Source organism: Pseudomonas sp. BF-R-30 (genome assembly GCF_019956175.1).
Taxonomy (GTDB): Bacteria; Pseudomonadota; Gammaproteobacteria; order Pseudomonadales; family Pseudomonadaceae; genus Aquipseudomonas; species Aquipseudomonas jessenii.
In genome coordinates this window covers 18,592-42,417 of sequence record NZ_JAHBDE010000036.1, presented here as the reverse complement: position 1 = coordinate 42,417, position 23,826 = coordinate 18,592, and the positions used below count along the sequence as shown (strand labels likewise).

General features: G+C 58.8%; 21 protein-coding genes. 12 read left to right on the top strand and 9 right to left on the bottom strand.

Annotated features, from left to right (window positions below; all coding sequences use genetic code 11):
- Positions 1 to 71: 71 nt before the first annotated feature.
- Both KGB20_RS19160 and kynU read right to left on the bottom strand, forming a co-directional pair.
- On the bottom strand, positions 72 to 1,385 hold the full coding sequence (locus tag KGB20_RS19160) for an OprD family porin (RefSeq protein WP_154910551.1): 1,314 nt from the start codon (positions 1,383 to 1,385) through the stop codon (positions 72 to 74).
- Positions 1,386 to 1,484: 99 nt separating this feature from the next.
- Positions 1,485 to 2,735, bottom strand: coding sequence for a kynureninase (gene kynU / locus KGB20_RS19155; RefSeq protein ID WP_154862213.1), 1,251 nt, complete (start codon positions 2,733 to 2,735; stop codon positions 1,485 to 1,487).
- Between the two features lie 209 nt (positions 2,736 to 2,944).
- On the opposite strand from kynU, the gene KGB20_RS19150 reads away from it, so the two are divergent.
- A complete protein-coding gene (locus tag KGB20_RS19150) occupies positions 2,945 to 3,418 on the top strand; it encodes an Lrp/AsnC family transcriptional regulator (protein ID WP_007971266.1) in 474 nt (157 codons plus the stop codon).
- A 15-nt stretch (positions 3,419 to 3,433) separates the two neighbouring features.
- Here KGB20_RS19150 and KGB20_RS19145 read toward each other — a convergent pair whose 3' ends face one another.
- Positions 3,434 to 4,447, bottom strand: coding sequence for an AraC family transcriptional regulator (locus KGB20_RS19145; RefSeq protein WP_150814848.1), 1,014 nt, complete (start codon positions 4,445 to 4,447; stop codon positions 3,434 to 3,436).
- A 379-nt stretch (positions 4,448 to 4,826) separates the two neighbouring features.
- On the opposite strand from KGB20_RS19145, the gene antA reads away from it, so the two are divergent.
- From antA to antC, 3 genes are read left to right on the top strand one after another with little or no spacing between them, the layout of a single operon-like run.
- On the top strand, positions 4,827 to 6,218 hold the full coding sequence (gene antA, locus KGB20_RS19140) for an anthranilate 1,2-dioxygenase large subunit (protein WP_154910552.1): 1,392 nt from the start codon (positions 4,827 to 4,829) through the stop codon (positions 6,216 to 6,218).
- The gene (gene antB, locus KGB20_RS19135; protein ID WP_150814850.1) at positions 6,218 to 6,709 is read left to right on the top strand and encodes an anthranilate 1,2-dioxygenase small subunit; all 492 of its coding nucleotides are present in this window, start codon (positions 6,218 to 6,220) and stop codon (positions 6,707 to 6,709) included. The genes antA and antB overlap by 1 nt, the downstream gene beginning before the upstream one ends.
- 18 nt (positions 6,710 to 6,727) lie before the next feature.
- The gene (gene antC, locus KGB20_RS19130; RefSeq protein WP_154910553.1) at positions 6,728 to 7,750 is read left to right on the top strand and encodes an anthranilate 1,2-dioxygenase electron transfer component AntC; all 1,023 of its coding nucleotides are present in this window, start codon (positions 6,728 to 6,730) and stop codon (positions 7,748 to 7,750) included.
- Between the two features lie 83 nt (positions 7,751 to 7,833).
- On the opposite strand, the gene kynB is transcribed toward antC, so the two are convergent.
- Positions 7,834 to 8,490, bottom strand: coding sequence for an arylformamidase (gene kynB, locus KGB20_RS19125; protein WP_154862210.1), 657 nt, complete (start codon positions 8,488 to 8,490; stop codon positions 7,834 to 7,836).
- A 299-nt stretch (positions 8,491 to 8,789) separates the two neighbouring features.
- Between kynB and KGB20_RS19120 the strand changes: the two genes are divergently transcribed.
- The 5 genes from KGB20_RS19120 to KGB20_RS19100 all read left to right on the top strand — a co-directional run bounded on the left by KGB20_RS19120 (position 8,790) and on the right by KGB20_RS19100 (position 15,471).
- Complete coding sequence (locus KGB20_RS19120; protein WP_057715362.1) at positions 8,790 to 9,131, top strand: hypothetical protein; 342 nt, start codon at positions 8,790 to 8,792, stop codon at positions 9,129 to 9,131.
- Positions 9,132 to 9,231: 100 nt separating this feature from the next.
- On the top strand, positions 9,232 to 10,488 hold the full coding sequence (locus tag KGB20_RS19115; protein ID WP_154910554.1) for a TolC family protein: 1,257 nt from the start codon (positions 9,232 to 9,234) through the stop codon (positions 10,486 to 10,488).
- A complete protein-coding gene (locus KGB20_RS19110; RefSeq protein WP_154910555.1) occupies positions 10,485 to 11,969 on the top strand; it encodes an efflux RND transporter periplasmic adaptor subunit in 1,485 nt (494 codons plus the stop codon). The genes KGB20_RS19115 and KGB20_RS19110 overlap by 4 nt, the downstream gene beginning before the upstream one ends.
- Complete coding sequence (locus KGB20_RS19105; protein ID WP_154910556.1) at positions 11,966 to 15,124, top strand: efflux RND transporter permease subunit; 3,159 nt, start codon at positions 11,966 to 11,968, stop codon at positions 15,122 to 15,124. Before KGB20_RS19110 ends, KGB20_RS19105 begins: the two co-directional genes overlap by 4 nt.
- Positions 15,121 to 15,471: a copper-binding protein gene (locus tag KGB20_RS19100; protein ID WP_150814857.1), complete on the top strand. Its 351-nt coding sequence runs from the start codon at positions 15,121 to 15,123 to the stop codon at positions 15,469 to 15,471. Before KGB20_RS19105 ends, KGB20_RS19100 begins: the two co-directional genes overlap by 4 nt.
- A 299-nt stretch (positions 15,472 to 15,770) precedes the next feature.
- On the opposite strand, the gene KGB20_RS19095 is transcribed toward KGB20_RS19100, so the two are convergent.
- Positions 15,771 to 16,637, bottom strand: a complete 867-nt coding sequence (locus KGB20_RS19095; RefSeq protein ID WP_223532861.1) for a hypothetical protein — start codon at positions 16,635 to 16,637, stop codon at positions 15,771 to 15,773.
- Between the two features lie 359 nt (positions 16,638 to 16,996).
- On the opposite strand from KGB20_RS19095, the gene KGB20_RS19090 reads away from it, so the two are divergent.
- The 3 genes from KGB20_RS19090 (at position 16,997) to KGB20_RS19080 (ending at position 19,511) form a co-directional block, all read left to right on the top strand.
- The gene (locus KGB20_RS19090; protein WP_057715369.1) at positions 16,997 to 17,482 is read left to right on the top strand and encodes an adenosine-specific kinase; all 486 of its coding nucleotides are present in this window, start codon (positions 16,997 to 16,999) and stop codon (positions 17,480 to 17,482) included.
- Positions 17,483 to 17,814: 332 nt separating this feature from the next.
- The gene (locus tag KGB20_RS19085; RefSeq protein ID WP_150815227.1) at positions 17,815 to 18,624 is read left to right on the top strand and encodes a glycosyltransferase; all 810 of its coding nucleotides are present in this window, start codon (positions 17,815 to 17,817) and stop codon (positions 18,622 to 18,624) included.
- Positions 18,625 to 18,707: 83 nt separating this feature from the next.
- Positions 18,708 to 19,511, top strand: a complete 804-nt coding sequence (locus KGB20_RS19080) for a 2OG-Fe(II) oxygenase (RefSeq protein WP_057715371.1) — start codon at positions 18,708 to 18,710, stop codon at positions 19,509 to 19,511.
- Positions 19,512 to 19,603: 92 nt separating this feature from the next.
- Here KGB20_RS19080 and KGB20_RS19075 read toward each other — a convergent pair whose 3' ends face one another.
- The 4 genes from KGB20_RS19075 to KGB20_RS19060 form a co-directional block, all read right to left on the bottom strand.
- Positions 19,604 to 20,353 (bottom strand): hypothetical protein, encoded by a 750-nt coding sequence (locus KGB20_RS19075; protein ID WP_154910557.1) that lies wholly within the window; start codon positions 20,351 to 20,353, stop codon positions 19,604 to 19,606.
- Positions 20,354 to 20,455: 102 nt separating this feature from the next.
- The gene (locus KGB20_RS19070) at positions 20,456 to 22,081 is read right to left on the bottom strand and encodes a DUF5666 domain-containing protein (protein WP_223532860.1); all 1,626 of its coding nucleotides are present in this window, start codon (positions 22,079 to 22,081) and stop codon (positions 20,456 to 20,458) included.
- Positions 22,078 to 22,920 (bottom strand): DUF6502 family protein, encoded by an 843-nt coding sequence (locus tag KGB20_RS19065; RefSeq protein ID WP_150815230.1) that lies wholly within the window; start codon positions 22,918 to 22,920, stop codon positions 22,078 to 22,080. The genes KGB20_RS19070 and KGB20_RS19065 overlap by 4 nt, the downstream gene beginning before the upstream one ends.
- Before the next feature lie 205 nt (positions 22,921 to 23,125).
- Positions 23,126 to 23,698 carry a DUF2214 family protein gene (locus KGB20_RS19060; RefSeq protein ID WP_150815231.1) on the bottom strand — a complete coding sequence of 191 codons (573 nt, stop codon included), beginning with the start codon at positions 23,696 to 23,698 and terminating at the stop codon, positions 23,126 to 23,128.
- Positions 23,699 to 23,826: the final 128 nt, after the last annotated feature.

Below are 23,826 nucleotides of genomic sequence, written 5' to 3'. Positions count from 1 at the left end.
GATTTTGTCTTTCTTGAAGAGCACGTCGTGGGTTTAACGGTGGGGATCAGCCACACACAGCAGGACACGGATCAGAAAATACTCAGTGGATACTCGATGATCACCCGGACTTCGTTGTTGTCCGTGGTGTCGGCGCGGGCGACTTGCGCGGTGGAACGCACACTGGCCTGACGCACGCGGATTGAAAGATCCCGGGCCTTGCCCGACTGCACGACGTAGCGCGCCTCGATGTCGCGCTCCCAGCGCTTGCCGTCATCGCCGTAACGTCCGTAGGCGCCATTGGGGCCGCCGTCATAATGGCTGTCATCGATGTGGTCGCCATTGACGTAACGCGACATGAAGCTCAGGCCCGGCACGCCGAAAGGTGCCATGTCCAGGTCGTAACGCAGTTGCCAGGAGCGTTCGTTGGGGGCGTTGAAATCGAGGACCTGAATCGAGTTGGCGAGGAAAATCGAGGTGCCCGGTTGCCGATCGAACCCCAGGTAATCGAACGGTTCATCGCCATCGACCCGCTGGTACGCCAGGGTCACTCGATGGGCGCCGAACCTGTACGCGGTGGACAGCGACCAGGTGGTGTTGTCGATCTTGCCGGCCAGGCTCTGGCCGCTGTCGTTGGTGCGATAGAGATTGAAATCCAGGTTCAGCGACTGGCCTTCACCAAGGGCATAGGTGTAGTTGGCGTTGCCGTAGTACTGGCGCCAGATGTCGGTGAACTGCGAACCGTAGAGGCTGACACTCAGTTGATCGCTCAGGGCGTAACTGCCGCCCAGATAATCGACGCTGCGGGTTTCCACGCCGGCGTACAGCGCTTTGAGCGCGCCATCGGCATTGGTCGAATTGCTGTCGTTACCGGCTGTGAAGTGACCGATGTCCAGTTGCAACGCCTTGAGTTCATTGCTGGTCAGCTGAAAGCCGGTGGCAACACTGGTGAACAGTCGCGCATTGCCGGTGCCGAACACCGGGTTGAGCGGTGTCAGGTTGCCGTACTTGAGCTCGGTCTGCGAAATCCGCGCCTTCACCGCACCGCCCGCTTCGGAGTACTCATCCTCAGGGCGGCCATCGGAGTCGATCGGCAACAAACCCGTGCCCGTGCGTCCCTTGCCACTGTCGAGCTTGAGGCCCAACTGCGCATAGGCATCGACGCCGAACCCCACCGTTCCCTGGGTGTAGCCGGAGCGGTAATCGAGCATGATCCCGTGGGCCCACTCGTCCCGATAGTTCTGCCCGCCCGGGTTGTTGAGGTTATTGCGGTAGAAATAGAAGTTACGGTTGGTCAGGGTCAGGCTACTGTCTTCGACAAATCCGTTGTCAGAGGCAGCACAGGCCATTTGGCCAAGGCAACTGGAGATGGCAAGCGGCAAGGCAGGCCAGAGGGACAGTTTCATTCTGCGTGCTCCTTATTATTGTGATTGCAGAACTGGTTATTGGACGACCGAAACCCTGCCGCGTGGAAAATCCCGCAGCAGGACACGGACATCGGGGGTTCAGGTCACGCTGTGGCGAACCTGGAATTGCGCTTGCGACCAGGTGTTCCGGTCGAGGATCTCGCCGAGGATCTGTACCGCATCCCAGACTTCGGTGAAGGTCGTGTACAGCGGGGTGAAACCGAAACGCATGATGCGCGGCTCGCGGTAGTCACCTATCACGCCCCGCTCGATCAGGGCCTGGATTACCGCATAACCTTCGGGGTGTTCGAAGCTGACGTGGCTGCCACGTTTGGCGTGCTCACGGGGCGTGATCAACTTCAGCTCGTGCGCCGCGCAACGCTGCTCGACCAATTCGATGAACAAGTCCGTCAGGGCCAGGGATTTGCGGCGCAAGCTGGCCATGTCGGTCTGGGCGAACACATCCAGGCCACACTCGACCATCGCCAATGAGGTAATCGGTTGGGTGCCGCACAGGTAACGCGCGATGCCGCTGCTCGGTTCGTAATGCGACTCCATGGCGAACTGCCGCGAATGGCCGAACCAGCCGGACAAGGGTTGCGGCACCAGATCGCACAACTGCGGCGAAACCCAGACAAAGGCCTGGGAACCCGGCCCGCCATTGAGGTATTTGTAGGTGCAGCCGATGGCGTAATCGGCACCCGCCTGGTGCAGGTCGACCGGCACCGCGCCGGCGGAATGGGCCAGGTCCCAGATGGCCAACGCGCCACATTCGTGGGTCAGCGCGGTCAGGGCCTGCATGTCGTGCATGTAGCCGGTCTTGTAATTGACGTGGGTGAGCATGACCACTGCCGTGTCCTGGTCAATGGCTTGCGGCAACTGTTCGGGACTGTCGATCAGGCGCAGGGTGTAACCCTGTTGCAGCATCTGCGCCAGGCCTTCGGCGATGTACAGGTCGGTGGGGAAGTTACTCGATTCGCTGACGATCACTCGCCGCTGCGGCGACCTTGTAGCCTGTACGCGCAAGGCGGCGCTCAGCACCTTGAACAGGTTGATCGAGGTGGTATCGGTCACCACGACTTCACCCTCCCCCGCGCCGATCAAACCGGCCAGGCGATTGCCCAATCGCTCGGACAGCTCGCGCCAGCCTGCGCTGTTCCAGCTGCGGATCAAGCCATTGCCCCATTCCTCGGCAACCACCGCTTGCGCCCGCGCCAATGCAGCGACCGGCCGCGCCCCCAGGGAATTGCCATCGAGATAGATAATCCCTTCGGGGAGCGCAAATTGCTGGCGCAGGGGCGCCAGCGCGTCCTGGGCATCAAGCGCCAGGCAACTGTTTCTTGTCGTCATCGGGTGTCCTGTTTTTTGTTATGCGACGCCATCCGGGCAGGTTGCATCAGCCGGTTCAGGCGCCCTGATTCAAGGCGATTCACTTGCCTTTCGATGGAGAGATAATGAACGAACCTTTGAAGAATTTTCGTGCAAAGTAACCGACCATGTAGTAGTTATTTCGCAGAATATTCGAATCAAACCCCAAAAATCGCGGATTTATTCAAACCATGAATCTTGACTCGACAGACCTGAGAATCCTGCATCAATTGCAACAGGATGGCCGTATCAGCAATCAGGAATTGGCGGAGAAAGTCGCCTTGTCACCCTCGGCTTGCCTGCGACGTTTACGCCTGCTGGAAAGCGAAGGAATCATCACCGGCTATCGCGCGGTGCTGAATGCCGAGCGGCTGGGCATTGAGCTGGAAGCCATCGTTCATGTGTCGTTGCGACAGGACGTCGAGGACTGGCACGAGACCTTCATCAAGAAGGTTCAGCAGTGGCCGGAGGTGGTCACCGCGTACGTCATTACCGGGGCGAGCAACTATGTGTTGCGGGTCCAGGCCCGCAACCTCAAGCACTTCTCGGATTTCATCGTCAATCACCTCAACCGCACCGCCGGCGTCACCGACATACGTTCGGAAATCGTCCTGCAAAAAATCAAGGAGCGCGAACAGTTGCTCGATCTGGTGGTACGCAAGTAAGGCCGGGGCAGCCCGTCAAAGTCCCTGCTGGCGCCGGGCTTCATTGCGCTGCAAGGTCATGCTAGGGGTTTCGTCGAACAGCTTGCGGTACTCGGTGGAAAAACGCCCCAGGTGCATGAACCCCCAGCCCATGGCGATCCCGGAAATACTGCGTGCCGTGCCGTGCTCGAGGATCTCCTGGCGGACGGCATTCAAGCGATACTTTTTCAGGTAGGCCATCGGCGAAAGGGCGAAGTACTTCTTGAATGCGTCGAACAACTTGAAGCGCGAAACGCCGGCAGCGGCTTCGATGTCCTCCAGATGCAGCGCTTCCCGCGCGTTGTCGTGGATGTATTGCCGGGCCCTGACCAGGTAGTGCGGCAACTTCACCCCCAGCGCGTCCCGCAGTTCTTGCGAATAGTTGTTTGGCTGGGCGAGGATCAAGCCTTTGATCAGCGAGCTTTCAATGTCCCGGGTGAAGGCCACCTGCTCGAAGAGTTCACTGCTGCGCTCCATCTCGTCGATGAAATAACGCGCCATGCGCCACCAGGACGCCGATGGCCCATCGATCGCATCCATCATCGGCTCGAAACGCAGCGGCGCATCCAGAGGCCGTTGCAACATCCCCTCCAGAGCCTCGCTCATCGCCACTCGGGTAATCACCACCTGGACCTTGCGACAGTCACCGGAAATCGCCAGCAACTGGTTTTCATTGGGGGAAATGATGACCCCTTGATCGCGGTCGGACCTGACCACACTGCCATCCTTGCTCAGCTCCTGTTCACCCACCAACGGCAAGCTCAGGCTGTAGCTGCTGAAGTGCTCGGCGTCCTCGATATCGATGGTGACATCGGTACCGTATTCGATAGTGCCCAGGGTGGTGGCCATCGACTTGAACATGTTGGCGTTGTGATGAAAGCGGATCCGCTCGGGATTCGCGCTCACCAGCCGATGGGGTCCACAGATACCGGACATCCAGCTTCTGGCGGCCTCCAGGTCATCGCTGTCGACACGAATGTCGCGAAACTGCGGATCGACTTTGTTGCTCATCACGGTGCACTCAAGGTTTTTTTTCAGCGCGCTCTGATGGCGCGTATAGGGTTTGCCAAGGCAAGTTCCAAGCCACAAAAAGACGGCGCTGACCGGGTGGATAGCAATCGCCAATTAAGTGGATAACGCCTGGCGACTGCAGCCTGGAAATGCCATCAAAGGGTCTCGAACGCCCGCTCGAACAGTACCTGATTACCGCAAACCGCAGCAGCCGTTTATCGCCTTGTGCATACCGCTGGGTATTCGCTGCCCAGCCCGCCCCTTGAGTGTTACCGCCAAACTTTACGGACTGCCTTCGCCCACAAAGCGGATAGACCCAGGCACGCCCCACTCCCTCTAATGACGCACCGATTAGCCCCAATAAAAACAGGTACACCTCATGAGTGGCGAAAGAAACGTCGAGCAATGGAAAACGTTTATCGAAAGCTGCCTGGACTTCCGTCCGGCAGAAGGCGTATTCCGCATCGCCCGGGACATGTTCACCGAGCCGCAGCTGTTCGATCTGGAAATGGAACTGATCTTCGAGAAGAACTGGATCTACGCCTGCCACGAAAGCGAGCTGGCCAACAACCACGACTTCGTGACCCTGCGCGCCGGCCGCCAGCCGATGATCATCACCCGCGACGGTGACGGCCAGCTCAATGCACTGATCAATGCCTGCCAGCATCGCGGCACGACGCTGACCCGCGTCGGCAAGGGCAACCAGTCGACCTTCACCTGCCCCTTCCATGCGTGGTGCTACAAAAGCGATGGCCGCCTGGTCAAGGTCAAGGCACCGGGCGAGTACCCGGAAGGCTTCGACAAAGCCACCCGTGGGCTGAAAAAGGCGCGTATCGAGAGCTACAAGGGATTCGTTTTCATCAGCCTTGATGTACACGCCGACAACAGCCTGGAAGACTTCCTCGGCGATGCCAAGGTGTTCTTCGACATGATGGTCGCCCAGTCGCCCACCGGTGAGCTGGAGGTACTGCCCGGCAAGTCGGCGTACACCTACGACGGCAACTGGAAACTGCAAAACGAAAACGGCCTCGACGGCTATCACGTCAGCACCGTCCACTACAACTACGTGGCCACGGTGCAGCATCGCCAGCAGGTCAACAGCGAAAACGGCACCACGGCCAGCGGCACCCTCGACTACAGCAAGCTAGGCGCCGGCGACGCCAATACCGATGACGGCTGGTTCGCGTTCGATAACGGCCACAGCCTGCTGTTCAGCGACATGCCAAACCCGTCGGTACGCTCCGGATACTCGACCATCATGCCGCGACTGATCGAAGAACACGGCCAGCAAAAGGCCGAGTGGATGATGCATCGCCTGCGCAACCTGAACATCTATCCGAGCCTGTTTTTCCTCGATCAGATCAGCTCGCAATTGCGCATCATCCGCCCGGTGGCGTGGAACAAGACTGAAATTATCAGCCAGTGCCTGGGGGTCAAGAACGAGTCGGACGCCGACCGTGAAAACCGCATTCGCCAGTTCGAGGACTTCTTCAATGTCTCGGGTCTGGGCACACCGGATGACCTGGTGGAGTTCCGTGAAGCCCAGCGTGGTTTCCAGGCGCGACTGGAGCGCTGGAGCGACATCTCCCGCGGCAGTCACCGCTGGGCCAGCGGCGCCACCCCCAACAGCGAATCGATCGGCATTGCCCCGGCCATGACCGGCACCGAATTCACCCACGAAGGGCTGTACGTCAACCAGCACAGCAACTGGCAGAAATTCCTGCTCGATGGTCTGGACGCCAAATCCCTGAAACTCCGTGAGGTGCAATGATGAATGCGCAATTGCAGTACCAGGTCGAACAGTTTTTCTATCGCAAATCCGAACTGTGCGACGCCCAGGACTGGGATACCTACATCCAGCTGTTCGCCGAACACAGCGAGTTCCACTTGCCGCAATGGGACTCCGAACATGTCTACACCCGCGACCCCAAGCGCGAAATGTCGCTGATCTATTACCCCAACCGTTCAGGGCTGGAGGACCGCGTGTTCCGTCTGCGCACCGGCAAGTCCGCGTCCTCGACGCCAATGCCGCGCACCTTGCATCAGATCAATAACGTGCGAATCAGCGAGCTGGAAAACGGCGAGTTGGAGGTGCGCCTGAACTGGCACACGCTGTACTACCGCCTGGCGACATCCGAACAGTTTTTCGGCCGTGCGACCTATCACCTCAAGCCCCACGCCGATAGCTGGCTGATCACCCGCAAGCATGTGTTGCTGCTCAACGACACCATCAACTCGGTACTCGATTTCTACCACCTCTGAACCCAAGGAGACCGGGGCATGAACCATAAGGTCGCGTTCAGCTTTGCCGACGGCAAAACGCTGTTCTTTCCCGTGCAACCCAACGAAATTCTGCTCGACGCCGCCCTGCGCAATGGCATCAACATCCCCCTGGATTGCCGCGAAGGCGTCTGCGGAACCTGCCAGGGGCGTTGCGAGTCAGGCGATTACAGCCAGGACTATGTGGATGAGGAAGCCCTCTCCAGCCAGGACCTGCAACAACGCAAGATGCTCACCTGCCAGACACGGGTCAAATCCGACGCCGCGTTCTATTTCGACTTCGCATCCAGCCTGTGCAACGCCGCCGGCCCCGATCAACTGAGGGCAAGGGTTACCGATGTCAAACAGGTGTCGGCCAGCACGGCGATCCTGCATCTGAACCTGGGCAATGCGGGCCAGTCGCTGGATTACCTGCCCGGGCAGTACGCCCGTCTGTCGATCCCTGGGACCGAGAACAAGCGCTCCTACTCGTTCGCCAATCGGTCGAGCGCCAGCAATGAGCTGCAGTTTCTGATTCGCCTGCTTCCCGATGGGGTGATGAGCAACTACATCCGCGAACGCTGCCAGGTGGGCGACGAAATCGTCCTGGAGGCACCACTGGGGGCGTTTTATCTGCGACACGTCGCCAGGCCGTTGATCCTGGTGGCCGGCGGCACCGGCCTTTCGGCATTGCTGGGCATGCTCGACGAACTGGCCGAGCGCGGCTGCGAGCAGCCCGTGCACTTGTACTACGGCGTGCGCAATGCGGCAGACCTGTGCGAACAGGCGCGCATCCAGGCGTATGAACAACGCATCCCGGGGTTTCGCTACACCGAGGTGGTCAGCGAACCGTCGCCGCACTGGACTGGCAAGCGCGGCTACATCGCCGAACACTTCGACATCGCCGAACTGCGTGATGGCCAGGTCGACATGTACGTCTGCGGGCCACCGCCGATGGTGGAGTCGATCAAGACCTGGTTGCAGGCACAGGCACTGGACAGCGTGCACCTGTACTACGAAAAATTCACCGAGAGTAATGCCTGATACCGCTCACCCGAAGGGGACGCCGGAACCGGGCGCCAGGCGGGTGCCCGGTTCCGGCGTCCCCTTCGGATCTGTTGAATGGGTTACACGCGTTGTTGTGACGTACTCAGCGGCCGCAAAATTGCCCTGACCGGACTGGCGTCCAGATGAGCAAACCGCAACGGCAAGGCGATCAACTCATAATCCCCTTCCGGGACCTCATCCAGCACGATGCCTTCAAGAATCGCCATGTGATGGTGGGCCACGGCGCCGTGGGAATCCATGGTTTTGGATTGCTGCGGGTCCAGTGACGGCGTATCGATGCCGATCAAGCGCACGCCAAGGCTCGCCAACAGGTCGATGGTTTCCTTGGCAACCGCCGTGAAGTTCGAATCCCAGGTCGTCAGCGGTGCCTGTCGATAGGTTCGCAGCAGTACCCGCTCGGGCACATCGTGCAAACGCCCTTCCAGTTGCCCGGGCTGCACCAGCTCGCCGCTGTCCAGACAATGCAAAACGCGGCAAGGCCCGATATAGACATCCAGACCGACCTCGCCAATCGCCGCGCCGTCTGCGCTGTAATGCAGCGGCGCATCGACATGGGCGCCGGTATGGGGCGACAAGGTGATGCGTCCGACATTCACCGGACACTCGGGACCGTAGGTCCAGACGCGCTCCTCCCGGAATGGCGTATCACCCGGCCAGGTCGGTGTTTCGCTACTCAAGGATGGACTGATGTCCCACAACGTTGTGTTTTTTGTCATCGCAATGCTCACCGTGGTTTCCGGGTGAAATGATACGAGCGGCAGCCGTGAAGATTCGTGCAAAAAACCCAGGCAGCCCGGCGGGCTTTCGCACAATCCACCAAGGATGGGCGGGATGGCGGCAGGAAATTTCAACACATGTCGCTTGTGGGTTATTGCACAGGCTGCGTAAAGCCTCTGTCAGCGATAATGCTGGCTTAATTCCGGCACGGTGATATCGCCTGAATCAACGCCTTCGGCAGGCTGTGAGAACATTCATCCAATTGTAAGAGTCCATTTCAGCCTCTACACTCCAGCCCATGAAACGCTACCTGCGGTTTTGCCTCATTTTCGTGATTAGCCTGGTGCTTCCCCTCAGCGGGATGGCGGGTGTCCAGGCGCCCACAGAACCGTGCCCAATGAAGACGATGGGCATGGCGATGATGGATGACATGGGAATGGACTGCTGCAACGACATGAAAAGCCCGACAGAGCATGGCAAGCCCTGCAAGCCGGGCCAGGAATGCAAGACAGGCGGTATGCTGCAAGTCTCGATCCTCAAGCCTCCTGTAACCGTGTTCAGCCCCGTAGTGGTTTCCTTCTTCAGTGATTCCATGCCCGTACAAACCCCGTCCGGGGTATGGCGACCCCCTCGCGTTTGATTCCTGTCCAACATTGAGCCTCATTCCGTATTAGCGGGATGGACTGGCTGTGCGCATGTCTTTTTGACGCGTGCAGTGGATGATCACAGGAATCGTAAACATGAACTCCAAGTGCTATTGCACAGGCTGGTCCCTCGTGGCCGGTCTGGCGGCAAGCGTACTGGCATTGCCGAGCTTCGCTGCCGCGCTGACCCTCGATGAAGCGCTGCGGCTGGCCGAAAACAATGCGCCGTCGCTGGCTGCACAAGATGCAAAGATTCAGGCTGCCAGCAGTGCGGCTATTCCAGCGGGTGAATTACCTGACCCCAAGTTGCTGGCAGGTGTGCAGAACTACCCCATCGGCGGTCCGGATCGCTGGAGCATCAACGACGACTTCATGACCATGCAAATGGTCGGGGTCAGGCAAGAGATGCCCAACGGTGACAAACGCAAGGCTCGCATCGAGGTCGCCAACGCCGCCGTTGATCGCGCTGCCGCCGAGCGTCGGGTTGCACGACTGAACGTACGCCAGTCCACGGCATTGGCCTGGATCAACAGCTACTCGGTCGAGCGCAAAGATGCGCTGTTCCAGGACTTCTACAAAGAAAACCGCCTGCTGACCGATACCGTCCTGGCCCGGATTGCCGGTGGTCGCGCTCAACCCGCCGATGCGGTGACGCCCAGGCAAGAAGCGGCTCGACTGGCGGAGCAGCAGGACGATCTGGTGCTCCAGAGAGCGCAGGCCCGAGCGGCCCTCAAACGCTGGATTGGCTCCGCCGCCAACGACAAGCCTGTGGGCAGCTTGCCGCAGTGGCCTGTCGATTCCTCGAGCTACGCCCATAAACTGCAACACCACCCCGAGTTGGCAGCGTTTGCGCCGATGACCCGCGAAGCGCAAGCCAAGGTTCGTGAAGCCGAGTCGGAGAAAAAGTCAGACTGGAGTTGGGAGCTTGACTATCAACATCGCGATCGCCAGTTCGGCGACATGGTCAGCGTGCAATTGTCCTGGGACTTGCCACTGTTTCCTGACTCCCGGCAAAACCCCAAAATCGCAGCCAAACAGGCTGAGCTCAGCCAGCTTGAGGCTGAGCGCGAAGCCCTGTCACGGGAGCACACTCAGCAACTGGAAAACGAACTGGCTGACTATGAGCGCCTCAATCGTGCGGTAACCCGCAACCAGGAAAGCCTGCTGCCGCTGGCCAGGGAAAAGGTTGAACTCAGCATGGCCAGCTACCGTGCCAGCACAGGCGATTTAAACGCCGTTGTCGCCGCCCGACGCGAACTCATCGAAGCCCGACTCAAACAGATCGACGTGGAGGAGCAGCGAGCGCTGACCAGTGCGCGTCTGTATTTTGCTTATGGGGAGTCCGGCCAATGATCCTTGAAAAATGGAACGGAGCATTGCTGGTTGGCATCTCGCTGGCATTGGGTGTTGCCGGTGGCTACTGGTTCGCCCACCCGCGCATGAGCGCGGTACCTGTTACCGCCCAGGAGCAGAAACTCAATTCGCCGGACGAACGCAAGGCACTGTATTGGTACGACCCCATGTACCCGCAGCAAAAGTTCGATAAACCGGGCAAGTCCCCCTTCATGGACATGCAACTGGTTCCCCGGTACGCCAGCGGTGACGAGGATCGTGCGACCGTGAGCATCGATCCGGGTCTGACCCAGAATCTCGGTCTGCGTTTTGCGACCGTCACCCGTGGAGTTTTTGACTCCAGCCTCGATGTGACAGGTGTCCTGGCATTCAACGAACGTGATGTGGCGGTGATACAGGCACGTACAGCCGGCTTCGTGGAGCGAGTCTATGCCCATGCTCCAGGCGACCTGCTTAAAGCCAATGCGGCACTGGCGGATATCCTGGTGCCGGAGTGGGCGGCCGCCCAGACAGAGTTCCTTGCCCTGAAGCGCAACGGTGATGCCGACCTGTTGGCTGCGGCCCGCCAGCGACTGCGGCTCACAGGGATGCCGGCGGCGCTGATCGGCCAGGTAGAGCGCAGTGGCAAAGTCCAGCCGAACCTGACCATCACCAGCCCCATCAGCGGTGTGCTGCAAGAGTTGAACGTACGTGCGGGTATGACCGTGACGGCTGGCGAGACTCTGGCACGCGTCAATGGCTTGAGCCGTGTCTGGCTCGCCGTGGCCGTTCCGGAATCGGATGCCGCAGCCATCACCGTGGGGCAGGCAGTCGAAACGCGACTGCCCGCCTTCCCGGGGACAATGTTCAATGGCAAGGTCAGCGCGATTTTGCCCGAGACCAATCCGGACAGCCGCACCCTTCGCGTACGTGTCGAGTTACCCAATCCCGACGGGCGCCTGAGACCAGGTTTGACCGCGCAGGTCCGCCTCAAACACTCGACCGGGCACAGTGTGTTGTGGGTGCCTAGTGAGGCGGTTATCCGCACTGGCCGACGTGCCCTGGTAATGCTCGCCGAAGACGCCGGCCGCTACCGCCCGGTGGAGGTGCAACCCGGGCAGGAAAGCGATGGCAAGACGGAGATTTTGAAAGGTCTGGAAGAAGGCCGGAAGGTGGTTACGTCTGGCCAGTTCCTCCTCGATTCCGAGGCCAGTCTCAAGGGCATTGTTACTACCTCCGAGCAAGAGTCACCCGCCAGTGGAGCAGCCGCCAGTTTGCATGAGGCGGATGGGCAGATCGTTGAGATCAACGACAAAGAAGTTACGCTCGCCCACGGTCCTTTCAAGACGCTGGGCATGCCTGGCATGACGATGACTTTCCCTCTCGCCAGTGCGGCGCTGATGCAGGGCCTCAAGGCGGGTGACAAGGTTCGGGTCGCGGTGAGCCAGACCGACGATGGCTTGCGTGTCGAGCGCCTGGCCAAATCGGGGAGCCAGCCATGATCGCTGCCCTCATTCGTTGGTCAGTGGCCAACCGGTTCCTGGTACTACTGGCGACGTTGTTCGTCACGGCTTGGGGTATCTGGACGGTGCAGAGAACCCCCATTGATGCACTGCCAGATCTCTCGGATGTGCAGGTGATCATCCGCACCCCTTATGCAGGACAAGCGCCGCAGATTGTCGAGAATCAGGTGACCTATCCGTTGGCCACCACCATGCTCTCGGTGCCGGGCGCCAGAACCGTGCGTGGTTACTCCTTCTTCGGCGACAGCTTCGTTTACGTGCTGTTCGAAGACGGCACGGACTTGTACTGGGCTCGCTCGCGGGTGTTGGAGTACCTGAGCCAGGTACAAAGCCGGTTGCCGGCCAGCGCCAAGCCGGCGTTGGGGCCGGATGCGACGGGAGTGGGCTGGATCTACCAGTACGCACTGGTGGATCGCAGTGGTGGACACGACCTGGCGCAACTGCGCGCGCTTCAGGACTGGTTCCTCAAGTTCGAACTCAAGACGCTGCCGAACGTTGCGGAAGTGGCCACGGTGGGTGGCATGGTCAAACAGTACCAGGTGCAGCTGGACCCGCTGAAACTGGCCAGCTTCGGTATCACTCAGGCTGAGGTGACCGACGCTATCGGCAAGGCCAATCAGGAAACCGGTGGCGCGGTGCTGGAGATGGCCGAGACCGAGTTCATTGTGCGCGCGTCCGGCTACTTGAAAACGCTCAATGACTTTCGGGCAATCCCGCTCAAGCTGGGCTCGGGCGGTGTTCCGGTGACCCTTGGCGATGTTGCCACGATCCAATTGGGACCGGAAATGCGCCGTGGCATTACTGAACTCGACGGCGAAGGCGAGACCGTCGGCGGTGTGGTGATTTTGCGCAGCGGCAAGAACGCTCGCGAGACCATTGCAGCGGTCAAGAGCAAACTCGACGAACTGAAAAGCAGTCTGCCGGCCGGGGTGGAAATCGTCACCACCTACGACCGCAGCAAGCTGATCGACCGCGCTGTGGAAAATCTCAGCCACAAGCTCATCGAAGAGTTCATCGTCGTCGCGTTGGTCTGCGGGATCTTTCTCTGGCACTTGCGCTCATCGCTGGTGGCGATCATTTCGCTGCCGGTGGGGGTGCTTGCTGCCTTCGTCGTCATGCACTACCAAGGCATCAACACCAACATCATGTCCTTGGGCGGGATTGCCATCGCCATCGGCGCCATGGTCGATGCCGCCGTGGTGATGATCGAGAACGCCCACAAAAAGATTGAGGCCTGGCACGTAGCCAATCCAGGGGAGGAATTGAAGGGCGAGCGTCATTGGCATGTAATGACCGAAGCAGCGGTGGAGGTAGGCCCGGCGCTTTTCTTCTGTTTGCTGATCATCACCCTGTCGTTCATTCCGGTGTTCACGCTGCAAGCTCAGGAAGGACGGCTGTTCGGCTCTTTGGCTTTCACCAAGACCTATGCCATGGCCGCAGCGGCGGGATTGTCAGTGACCCTGGTGCCGGTGCTGATGGGCTACTGGATTCGGGGGCGAATTCCCAGTGAGCAACAGAACCCGTTGAACCGGTGGTTGATTCGTATCTATCAGCCGGCCCTGGACGCGGTCTTGCGCCGCCCAAAGATCACGCTACTGGTCGCGCTGTTGGTTTTTGTCAGTGCGCTATGGCCAATGTCTCGCCTGGGTGGCGAGTTTCTCCCCCCGTTGGACGAGGGCGACCTGCTCTACATGCCTTCTGCCCTGCCGGGATTGTCGGCGCAGAAAGCGGCGCAACTGCTGCAACAGACCGACCGGTTGATCAAGACCGTGCCAGAGGTCGAACACGTCTTCGGTAAAGCCGGTCGTGCCGAAACCGCCACCGACCCGGCACCGCTGGAAATGTTCGAAACCACCATCCAGTTCAAGCCACATGAGCAATGGCGTGCAGGCATGACTCAGGAAAAGCTGGTGGAGGAACTGGATCGCGTGGTGCGCGTTCCCGGTTTGACCAACATCTGGATACCGCCGATTCGTAACCGTATCGACATGCTGGCGACGGGTATAAAGAGCCCGATCGGTGTGAAGGTTGCCGGCACCAATCTGACGGAGATTGATGCCGTCACCCGGGCCGTCGAACGTGTGGCCAAGGACGTGCCCGGTGTCAGTTCGGCACTGGCCGAACGACTGACCGGTGGCCGCTACATCGACGTGGATATCGACCGCAAGGCGGCCGCACGCTACGGGCTGAATATCGCCGACGTGCAGTCGATCGTCGCCGGCGCTATCGGCGGTGAAAACGTTGGGGAGACGATTGAAGGACTGGCTCGCTTCCCGATCAATGTGCGTTACCCCCGTGAGTGGCGGGATTCGCTGGGTGCCCTGGAGCAGTTGCCGATCTACACCCCTCTGGGTAGTCAGATCACTCTCGGCACGGTGGCGAAGGTCAAAGTCAGCGACGGTCCGCCCATGCTCAAGAGTGAAAATGCACGGCCGTCGGGCTGGGTGTACATCGATGTGCGGGGACGGGATATCGCCTCAGTGGTCGCCGACCTGCGCCGGATCGTCAGTGAGCAGGTCAAGTTGCAGCCCGGCATGAGCCTGAGCTACTCAGGACAGTTTGAGTTTCTCGAGCGGGCCAATGCTCGGCTCAAACTGGTTGTACCTGCCACGTTGTTGATCATCTTCGTGCTGCTTTACCTGACTTTCGCCCGCTTCGATGAGGCCTTGCTGATAATGGCCACGCTGCCGTTCGCGCTGACTGGCGGGGCATGGTTCCTCTACCTGCTGGGATTCAACCTGTCGGTCGCCACCGGGGTCGGGTTCATCGCATTGGCCGGTGTTTCTGCCGAGTTTGGCGTGATCATGCTGCTCTATCTGAAGAACGCCTGGGCCGAACGTGAAGACCTCGGTGACAGTACTGAGCACGGATTGATGGCGGCGATTCGTGAAGGCGCTGTGCAGCGCGTTCGACCCAAGGCCATGACCGTTGCCGTCATCATTGCCGGTCTGCTGCCCATTCTGTTGGGCAGCGGAACCGGTAGTGAGGTGATGAGCCGAATCGCCGCGCCCATGGTCGGCGGCATGGTCACGGCCCCCTTGCTGTCCCTGTTTGTCATTCCGGCAGCCTTTCGATTGATGCGCCGCCGGCACCTCCTGCCTGTACCCACCACACATCAAGGAAAAGTCATATGAAACTCACCCTGACCGCAGTCGCAAGCACCCTATTCGCGCTTTCACTTTCTGCCCACGCGCAGGACATGCCGGGCATGAAAATGGACGGCATGGAAGGCATGCAAATGAAGCAGGAAACAAAACAGGCTCCGGTATCCAATGCCGAAGGCACGATCAAGGCTATCGATACTACGAAGCATACGGTGACCATCTCCCACGGCGCCGTTCCCGCCCTGCAATGGCCACCGATGACGATGGCCTTTTCCGTGACGCAAGATCAGTTGTCAGGGTTGGCGCCTGGAGACCGGGTATCGTTTTCCTTCCGGCTAGAGGGTAACAGCGCCTCGATCGTGTCGATTAACAAGTAAATTCCGGTGGTGGAAGTGTCCGGCACATATTGTCGTGCCGGACTAACCCGTTAAATCGGCTGGTTCAGGAAAAACGGAGGGTTCGGGGGATTGTGAACGGCTGGCAATTGCTTACCCGTCCAGTTCCGTCTCCTCTTGCGTCATCCTCGTCAGTGTTTCGGACCTGCAACAGATTTCGAAAAAAAGTCGCAAGCCCCCGAGATTCTTCAGGGCTTGCGACTCATTGCCGATACGTCCTTCAAACTCCCCGGACGTCATCGACGGGTATGCCTGCCGTGTTCATTGCCGAACGTGCGGGCCTAGTTCTGCACCTCAACCGTGTCGAAATCCGGCGCGTCTGGTGCATCTGGTGCGTCTGGAGCATCCGGTGCATCCGGTGCATCCGGGGCGTCCGCTACATCCTCTCTGGCGGCCCTCGCCTCAGCTTTGGCAGCCTCTCTGGCTGCGTTCGCCTCGGCTTTGGCTGCGTCCCTCGCGGCATCCGCAGTAGCCCGAGCAGCATCTCTGGCTGCATCTGCCTCGGCCTTGGCAGCGTCCCTGGCTGCATCCGCAGCGGCCCGGGCAGCGTCTCTGGCTGCATCCGCTTCTGCGCGCGATACGCCAGCAGCTCTTGCAGCATCCCGGGCTGCATCCGCCTCAGCCCTGGCGGCGTCACGGGCGGCATCCGCAGTCGCTTTTGCTGCATCCCGGGCTGCATCTGCATCAGCCCGAGCAGTGTCCCGGGCAGCTTTGGCATCAGCCCTGGCCGCATCCCTGGCAGCATCTGCGGCATCGTTATCATTGTCTTTGGCGTTGTCGTTGTCGTTGTCTTTGGCGTTGTCGTTGTCACGCGCATTGCCCGGACCTTTGTTCCCGGCTATACCACCATGGTCAGCGTCGCCGCGCCCCGGGCCTCCACGACCGTCACCGTCGTGGCCGTCACCACCATGACCGCCACCCTCTCCTCCATGACCGCCACCGCCGTCACCACCGTGACCACCGCCTCCGGAACCGCCGCCACCGCCGTGACCGCCACCGCCTCCGCCGCTACCACCACCGCCGCTGCCGCTGCCGCCATCTTTGGCATACACGCTGGAGAAACTACTGATGTAATCGGGCACAAGGACAGTCGATGCCGACAGGACCCCGCCTATTGCCAGAGCCAACAAACATTTCTTGAGCAGCATGATGCACCTCCGATTGGAGTTGCGTTTTCACCTCCGTATCGAACGCAATGTCCAGTGAGTTCCCGGCCGCCCATTGGAGCGGCCCGCCAACCGGCACGGCCATCAATCTGCAGCAATAACGAGCCACTGCGGTATCCGTACGATCCCTCAAAGCCAGCTGGTATCTTTGCGTGGGAAATATTCCCACACACCTTAGATTAGTACCCTCAGCCCAAGTGTCAACGACCACATATCAGGTCCAAGGCACGCGTTGAGCAATTGGCCAAAAACAGACAGAGGACGCAGCAACAACCAATGAGTAGCTATGCTTGGTTTGTGGCCAGGCTCTCCTGGCAACATCGTGAAAGGAGGCGTTTGAGATGCAACTCATCACGTTGAAAATCGAAAAGCCGGATGCGACGAACTTCATTCTGGGCCAGACGCACTTCATCAAGTCCGTCGAGGACATCCACGAAGCGCTGGTCAATACCGTGCCAGGTATCCAGTTTGGCGTGGCCTTTTGTGAAGCCTCTGGTCAATGCCTGGTGCGATGGTCTGGCACCGATAGCTCAATGATTGAACTTGCACAGAAAAATGCGAAAGCCATCGCCGCCGGCCATAGTTTCATCATTTTCCTGGGCGACGGTTTCTATCCGCTGAACGTGTTGAACACCATCAAAATGGTTCCAGAGGTATGCCGTATTTTTTGTGCAACAGCCAATCCAACCGAAGTGATTCTCGCTGAGACGCAGCAAGGGCGAGCGATCCTTGGTGTAGTGGATGGCTTTTGTGCCAATGACATCGAAGGCGATGAAGACATCCTGTGGCGCAAGAACCTGTTGCGGCAGATTGGCTACAAGCAGTGAATTGCAGAACGTGCTGGCACACCACATGACGTAACAAATTGCCTGAATGCCTTGCGCAAGAGCAGTTCACACCGTCCCGGGATGCTGGCCCGGCCAGCCTCCTGATGTAACGAATCAAGTCAAAATGTTTACCTGCAGAGCAGATCCTTATACGATGAAGTCCGCTTCTACTGCTCTCCATCGGGTCTGAGCAGCCCGTGGTTATTATGCATGACAAAGCGACTTAAAAAATTGTGCTCTATGGCCATGCAAGATTTTGCGCGGCAAACAAGAAAAAATTGTATACAAGTTAACTCATACAATTAAATAGAATAACATTGAGCACCTGAACGATGAACAACCCTGATTTACTGACTGAAAACTCCAAAACCTTCAGCATAGTTATAGTAAATTACAAAACACCTGAAATCACCAAGATATGCCTGGACTTATTACACCAGCATTTTGGCAGCAACAGCGTCCCGGTATGGGTGGTTGACAACTATTCCGCCGATGAGAGCACTGAGTACTTACGAACGCTTGACTGGATCAATTTGATTGAACGCTCTGTTTCTGAACCAGAAGCGGGCCATATTGCCCATGGCAAGGCACTTGACCTGGTTCTCGAGCGTATTGACACCGATTATTTATTCCTGATGCACACCGATACATTTGTTTTCGACAAGAATGTTTTTCCGATGATGCTGAATAAATGTTTGAAAAACCCAAAAGTCGTGGCCGTCGGTTGTGTCGAGCAAATTAACCGCGGCACCGCCAGAACTGTCTGGCGCTATAGCTCACGACTATTCAAGCATCACTTCAGACGCCTGAAAATCTCCATGGGATTGCGCTCCAGAGAACCAAAGCCGTACAAAGAAGTCTACTTGAAAAGTTTCTGCACATTGTGGAACTGCAAACTTGTAAAACAGCACAACATGCACTTTTCGATGGATGATCGCGTGCCAGGCTATACGCTTCAGGACCGCATGACCGAACTGGGTTATGCCGTTGAAATGCTTTCACCGCGTAAAATTTTCAGCTATCTGGATCACATTCAGTCCGGCACTGTTGCAGCGGTTGGCGGCTATGCTAAAAATCATAGACGAACCAAAATGTACAACAACATCCTTAAGCGTCTGAACAAGGACGACAGAACAAATTGAGTTGCGAATAGACGCAACGAGCAGTGCATTCAACGCTGCATGAAGTCACCCACAGGTTTTTATATCAGGTCATTGGAGCGGTAATGGCACCCATCACTCAGGCACTACCTATCACCCTGTCCCCGGAGCTTGATTTCGACCAGAATGCCGCCAGCGCCTTTGGTGCCTCATTGACCGATAGCTATGTTCAGGCTACGCCATTTCCGCACATAGTCATCGACAACTTCTTGCACGAAGACCTGATTGCGAGCATCTGCTCGCATTTCCCGGTCGAGCCAACCAACAACGAAATGCTCTACGAGCGCGGCTATAAAGGTCAACGCAAACGTCAAATCAGTCCCAACGAATGCGACCCCTATTTGAAGACTGTTTTCAACGCCTTTAACTCGGCCCCCATGTTGCAGTTTCTTGAAAAGCTCACAGGCATCGAAGGTTTGATACCCGACCCCTACTTTACCGGTGGCGGCCTGCACGAAACGAAAAGCGGTGGTTTCCTGGGGGTGCACTCGGACTTCCGGCTCAACAAAAAACTTAATGTTGAACGCAGACTGAACATCATCATTTATCTGAATGAAGACTGGCAAGAGGAATACGGCGGCAACCTGGAACTTTGGGATGTCGGCATGAAGACCTGCCTTAAAAAAGTCCTGCCCATTTACAATCGCTGTGTCATTTTCAACACAGACAAGGACAGCAATCATGGGCACCCGGAGCCTTTAACGACTCCGGAACACATCACCCGCAGGTCTATCGCGCTTTATTACTACACCGCGGGAACCATGGCGATCGATCCGGCACAAAGAAACAAAACCCACTACAAACCAAGGCCCAAGGATCGTTTGAGCCTGAAGTACTACATCAATAAACTGATCAAGAAGAAAAACTGAACTGCAAAACGCCCGGGAGTGAGGCAAGGGCCTGAGTCGAGGCGGTGAAACGCATCAATGCTGGAAGTTACCTGACAGGCAATGGCCAGGAATCAGAAAGCGTGGCTGAGCAACAGCCCGGCCTCGCCGTCCGGGCTGGCGTCGGAAAAGCCCTTGACGGCATACAACTGAAACTTCCATTCCTGATTGAGCTTGTGCGTGAGGAAGAGCGTCAGTTCCTTGATTTCGTCACCCGTGGAAACGACCTTCTGCCGCCAGTCATAGGACACGCCCGCCGTGGTGCGCACGAACACGGGCATGGCAAAGCCCAGGCCGGCGAATATCGGGTTGTCGAAGTCGGAGCCCGACGGGTCGCCGAACTTTTTCCAGCCCAGGGTCGCGAACCCGGTCACAGGACCGAAGGCTTTGGCGACATCGACCTGGGCGGAATAGTCGGTTTTGCCGGTGCCCAGGCACTCGTCTTCGTCGGCGGTGGGCAACTTGACCTTGCCGACCAGGTCCACGAACAGCCCTCCAACGCTGCCGTCCAGCACGGCATAGCCGGCACCGGCAACGGTGTCGCCCAGACCGCTTTCCACCTTGCCGCAACCGCCGGGCAGCGGTTCGCCGTCAGGGCCGACCGAAGGATTGGTGATGCGTAGCCAGGGCACGGTGAGCTTGTAGGTCATGGGGCCGGTTTCGTATCTGCCCACCAGCGGGACGTACCATGTTTCGGAAGTCGTACCGGTGCCATAGTCGCCCCGGGAGTAGTCGGTTCCGATCGAGGTCGTAAAGGTATCGGCCAAGGTCGGCAAGGCCAGGCTGGCAAGCCAACCGACGAGCAGGATGCGCTTGGGGTCCATGTTCACCTCGTGTCTGACGTCATCGAAGTTCACACGCATGTTTTGTTGCGTGACTTACCCAGCCTAGTTACTTATGACGAAAGTGCATCATGACTGCACTGCTTAACCCGACTTGCCGGAGCGATCGACTTTTTCAACCGGCTCGACTTTTTCGATCTTCTCAACTTTTTCTGGCCGATCAACTTTGTCTATCTTCTCAAACTTTTCTGGCCGATCAACTTTCTCGACTTTCTCCGGACGTTCGACTTTCTCCACCTTCTCTACCTTCTCCACCCTCTCCACCCTCTCCACTTTCTCGACTTTGCCGGATTGCTCGACCCTCTCGACCCTCTCGACTCGCTCTGACTTGCCGGACTTGTCCACGTCCACGTCCACGTCCACGCGTTCAATCTTGTCGCCACCGCCATGACTGTCACTCCCCCCGTGGCGAGTATCGTCGACAACGCGGCCTTCGCTCTCGGAGCGGCCGCTCCTGTCACCGCCCGAGCTCCCTGAACTCCCCGAGCTGTCAGAGTTGCCGGAGTTGTCGGAGCCGCTTGAGTCGATCGAGTTGCCCGAGCCACTTGAGTCGTCGGTGTCTTGCTCGTTGGTGCCGTGTCGGCCGTGCCGGTTGCTCGCTGGCGAATCGGAGCGATCGCGGGGCAATTCAACACGCGTTGCCTGCACCTCCCGCGCGCCGGTGAACACGCCGTTGATCCGCACCCGTCGATCCAGCGCCAGCTCCGAAGCCTGCACACCGACAAACACGGTGTCGTGCGCCAGCGTCACATTAATGCCGCCCACCACCAAATGGCGGTCCTGCCGGATCTGTACCAGGCCCTCGATCACCGCATTGTGTGCCCGGCCAATGAAAGGCAGGCTCGGATCGGGGCGGCTTTGGTTCACGTCCAGCTCGCGACCGGACCAATGGCCGCGCACCAGCATTTCCTGCGCCGGGCCTGGGTGATTGCTGAGCTTGAGCCCCTGGAGATAGCCACTGCGATCCACCGGGCCGATGGCACTGGCCTCCTTGAGGCCGGGCGCCCGGTCGATGCGGCTGGCCACCACTTCGCCACGAGCATCGCGTAGCCCGCTGACCCGCACGGGATCCCCCGGACGCAGGCCGGCAGCGACCTGGGCACCGTTGGCCAGGCGTACCGGTTGCCCCATGACGCGCATCGGCATGGAGTCGCGCGGCAGGGCTGTCAAAGGGCCTTCGTAGGCGTGCAGGATAGAAATGCGCCCGGCCTCCAGACCACGCCGGGAATTGAACGCTTCCACGGCAACCACTTGGCCTACCGCCAGGCGGGCACTGGAGCTGGCGATGCCGTTCTCGCTGACAGGAACGTTTTTGTTGAAGTGCACTTCCACGCCATTGACGCAGATCGAGGCGAACCCGGTGATGGTGCCGACAATGCCGGTGCCACCGATTCCTCCGTTATCGTTGCTGATGCCCGTGCCACCCACTCCGCCTGCAACGGCACCGGTGCCGCCAATGCCGCCTGGGCTCTTTTTCAGTGGTGCGCCGGTACCACCGATCCCGCCGTTGTCGGTGTCGATGCCGGTACCGCCCATGCCGCCAGGTGTTGCGCCCGTGCCGCCGGTGCCACCAGGTGCCTGGATGACCGGCACTTCGCTGGTGCCCGCATCATTCTGGCTGACACAGGCTGGGGCGGCTTGCAACACACTTGCAAGCCCGAGGCCCAGAACGAGGGCGATTGCACGAATCAGGCGCAATTTGACGGTCATGGTTCAGGGGCTGTTGGCGAATTGGGATCGGAAGCTTCAGTGTAGAAGTACAAGCCGACTGTGATGCGCTGGCGCGGTTGAAGGCTGGGCAGGTCCCGGGACTCCAGTTCGGCGGCGAGTCGGTTGAAGCTCAACAGGGCCTGCATTCCCTCGCTGGCCACGGCCTCGCGTAACGCCTCGACGCTCATCGGGGCCAGTGCGTCATAGTGGACGCTGCGTTCAAAAAAGGCCGGGGCTTCGCTGCTCAGGTTGTGAACCGCAGCGCAGGCATGATCGTGCAGATTGTGCCCCAGGTAAGCCGCTTTCTCATCGAAACCCTTTTGTGGCACGAAGGCCTGGGCTTCAAGGTGCACGCGCTCTTGTTCGTCAAGGCGCACGACCCCCAGGCGCAGCCACTCGTCCAGCACCACCCGCGCCCTGATATCGGTACTGACCTTCGCCACCAAGGCGTCAAAGGAACGGTCGCCGCCGACACTGGCCAATCGAGGCAACGGCAGTGGCTGGCCGGCGTCGTTGCAGAAAGGCGCGCTGGCCCAGGCGTTGACCAGTTGTGCACCAAACGTGATGTTTTCCGGAAGCGTGGAAGCAGCCGGATCAGCGGTATTGCGCAAGCGCCGTACATCCTTGCGGTGCACACCGGTGAGCAGGCTGATGCGGCTGTCGGTCGGTGCCTTCTCGCCCAGGCGGAACTCACGGTCCGCCACTTCGACGAAAACCTCCTTGAGCAGGTCGGCAAACACCAGGTAGGTGACGCCTTTGCGCAGCATCAGGCGCACCAGCGGCTGCATGACATGCCGCAAGGCTTTGAGGAGCGAGGTGGGCAGCGTTGACGATTGCATTCAGCGAATTCCTGGGTAGATAACCCCAGTATAGCCGCGTGGGAAATAATCCCATGAATTTACCGAGAGCCGTGCCAACGCAATACCCGTTGCTATCCGGGAGCAGCTTGGGAGCAATTCGTCAGACTTACAGCTTCGCCTGAATTTCATGCGCGGGAACTTTTCCCGCGCAATGAAGCTGGCGCGAATTTACAGGAATGGATCGCTACCCCGGTACCGAGTTTTTTTGCGCACCGACACTGCCCGCCCTGCCGGCAACTGCCAGTGCCACGCAACAGGCCAGAAACGAGAATGCGACGAATGCGCCCATCACATGCAGGTAAGGCAACACGTGATTCCAGGCTCGAGCCACGCCCAGGAAAGCGGCGAATAGCCAACCGCTCATGGAAAGCGCACCCAACAAGGCGAGCCGCGTGCGGCCTGCACTGCGCAGCGCGACGAATGGAGCCTTCTGCAGCAGCGGGAAGCCGACTCGATGCAAGAGTGCACCGTTGAGGCTCAGCAGCGCGACGACCGTCACCTTGGCCCATAGTTTCTGATTGAGCAGATACGCGTCGCCTTCATTGAGGTAACCCTGAAGCACCAGCAACAGTCCACTTGCCCAAAGGGCCAGCAGTGCAAGGCTGACGATCTTCTGAGTTTCATCGAGGTATTCAAGCCTCGCCTGGTCCAGTATTTCCTTGCGCCAACTCCAAAGCTTGTGATCCGCCTGCAACACCCTCCCCAGGGCAATACACGTAGCGAGCAGATGACCGTACACGAGAAGCATTTTGAGCATTGCCTTGACCTTATTATTGTTTTGGCGCTGCGTTCCCTGCTTCGCTGAATTGAAACCGAATGATACAAATTTGCAATTGCATCTTCAAGACAAATCCTCGCTAACACGCACCTACACAGACCACCATA